Annotated in this window: 3 protein-coding genes; 1 reads left to right on the plus strand and 2 read right to left on the minus strand. The window is 49.1% G+C overall.

The window, feature by feature from the left end; translation table 11 throughout:
- Positions 1-122: 122 nt before the first annotated feature.
- Positions 123-551, plus strand: coding sequence for a hypothetical protein (locus Q0072_RS02275; protein WP_298325114.1), 429 nt, complete (start codon positions 123-125; stop codon positions 549-551).
- Between the two features lie 496 nt (positions 552-1,047).
- Here the strand turns inward: Q0072_RS02275 and Q0072_RS02280 are convergent, their stop codons facing one another.
- Together Q0072_RS02280 and Q0072_RS02285 are read right to left on the minus strand one after the other, a co-directional pair.
- A complete protein-coding gene (locus tag Q0072_RS02280) occupies positions 1,048-1,464 on the minus strand; it encodes a DUF6334 family protein (RefSeq protein ID WP_298325116.1) in 417 nt (138 codons plus the stop codon).
- Positions 1,448-2,505, minus strand: a 1,058-nt coding sequence (locus tag Q0072_RS02285) for an RHS repeat-associated core domain-containing protein (RefSeq protein ID WP_298325119.1), incomplete at its 5' end; no start/stop codon positions are given. The genes Q0072_RS02280 and Q0072_RS02285, both read right to left, overlap by 17 nt.

The raw sequence follows: 2,505 nt of genomic DNA on the forward strand, positions 1-2,505 counted from the left end.
TATTTCTAGTCGTACGCATAGGCGTAGCCATAGAAGTTCATACCCCGCGTCTTAAAACACGGCATTTTCGAACTTTTTAGGCCGCCAGAAAACACGGGGCGTGGCTTACGCTTACGGAAGAGGTGGACCTTGACGCAAAGGTCTGGACGGTCCCCGCCACACGGATGAAGGCCGGACGCGAACACAGAGTCCCCCTGACCGAACGGGCGATCACGATACTTAACTCCGTTCGGCTACTATCGCTTGTTTCATCCGATGGTGGACAGCCGAAAGCAAAAGGCTTTGTCTTTCGGGGGGCGCAAGGCGGGCAACTGTCGGTCATGTCTCTGACCATGCAACTGCGCCGGATGGAAAAAGGCCACTACACGCCCCACGGCTTCCGGTCAGCGTTCCGTGACTGGTGCGGCGAAGAGACGGACTTTGCCCGCGAGATCGCCGAGGCGGCTTTGGCTCACACTGTTGGCGACATGACCGAGCGCGCCTACCGACGCGGGGATGCGCTTGAAAAGCGGAGGAGGCTCATGGACGCGTGGGCCGACTATTTGCATTGACAAACGACGAACTTATACAGACATCAAACGCAAGTTTGATTCACCCTGACGCTGACCATTCGGTTGGCGAACCATAGCGGCACACTTAAATCCGGCAAACCTCACAAATTAGCGATAGATTACAGACAGGTAGGGGTTGCGAACCTCAACGGGAGCACCGAAAGCCTCTCGCGCAACCCACATAACTATCTGTAAAATATAGGCTATCGCACAGGGTTAAGCCCCAGAGCCTCTCCGCCTTTCTATCCTGCCTCCCCACGGCAAAATGAATGGAGGCATGTTTAAGCGAGTAAATTCAATTACTTAAACCAAAACAGCCTCACGGCGCAATCACGAGTCTCCCGATTTTCCGGTGTGCAGACAAACACTTAGACCTCACTTGGAGGCATTGCTTTTATCTTGCTAAAGGAATTTACGCGCATTTAATCACTTTTCCAATTCTAAATTCATCTCTATACGAAAATTTCACCATTCCTATAAAATTAAATAAAAAACACTAAGAAACAAATCTTGTTTCAAAGAATATAATCTGACTCCCGATGCTGGTTATACCGAATTTCGGAACCCCGTTATTTGTGGAAAATATTAATGAATCGAAAAATCCGAAATTGTTTTTCGCTTCCCAAATCCAATCTATCTCGTCATGTCCTTTAAAATTAAATCCACTTAATTTTTCGTACTCAGATTTATCAAAGCCACAATCAACTTGCTCAACTAGAAGCTCATCAGAGTCGGAATCCACTGTAAACGAAACGCATAAATTTTCTAATTCAAAAACAATACAGTCCCAACGCACTGTACCGTCATTGTATTTCAGACGACCGTTGCAAAATATAGAAATTATTCTCGATCCAATCATAGATAAATAAATATCTTTAGAAGATTCAGTACCCAATTTAATACTTTTGACCAAGCCTTCCTCCCTCTTTCATGATCTTTAAAGCTTTCACCGCCGAAGCATCTCCTTTAGCCGCAGCCTCGGCAGTCTCCTTTAACGTTTTGTCCGCCCAGTGACCCATCGCTCGAACATTCGAATTACTCGCGCCCCTATTTCTTGCGACGTCACGCATAGTCTCGTCAGCCCTATCACTGAGATTTCCTAAGCGCTTTCGCGCCGAAGGCGTAAGATTGCCGAAGTCAATCTGATTTTCTCGGCCTTCGTTTTTTTGATAACCAAATTGGAGCCCCGTCGTATCCTTAATTGCATCATCGACTAGTCTGCCGACACCCCCCGGAAGCGCAACCTGATAAATACTATAGGATTTAGTAACCGGATCACTTTCCGCATAAATTGGGTTGCCGTAACCATCCGTAGCATTAACAACGTGTGTAACCGTGACATTCACATGGTCTTTGTCGCCATCATCAACAGGGCGATCACAGTACGAGCCGACGGTTCCATCTTCATTTGTTGTGACTGTGCACGAGATCGAGACCATACCGTCGGGATCTGTCGCATTTACCGGGTCTCCGCCAGTGTAAGCATACAAGTTCAGATCGTCATCGCTACCGATGGGGTCAGCTTGTAAAAACCGTCCGTGGATGGGGTCATAGACGCGGGCCTTGTAGTAGTAGAGCTGCGCTTCCGGCAGCACGGTCTGACCCGTGTAGCGGAAACGGCTGCCTGAGAAGCTCGTCTGGTCCGCCGCATTCTTCGGCTCACCATAGGGACCGTATTTGTAGATGTCCGTGACTGTACCACTGCCGTTGGCCTGTGCAAAGACAGACCCCTGATAATTGGCATAGAGGTATTTGACATTGCCGCTGTTGACATCGCTGCCGGTCAGTTCCGCCCACGGATCGTCTGTGCCGATGCCGTGCAGATAGCGCTTCTGAATATTGCCGGAGCCGTCATACTCAGCAATCAGCTTTACACCGTCATAGAGGAAGGTCGTCGTCGCCCCATTGACCGTGTAGCTGGCCAGACGCCCTTCCGGGTCGTAGTTCATCTGCA

The sequence above is a fragment of the Asticcacaulis sp. genome (assembly GCF_027484505.1).
Lineage (GTDB): Bacteria > Pseudomonadota > Alphaproteobacteria > Caulobacterales > Caulobacteraceae > Asticcacaulis.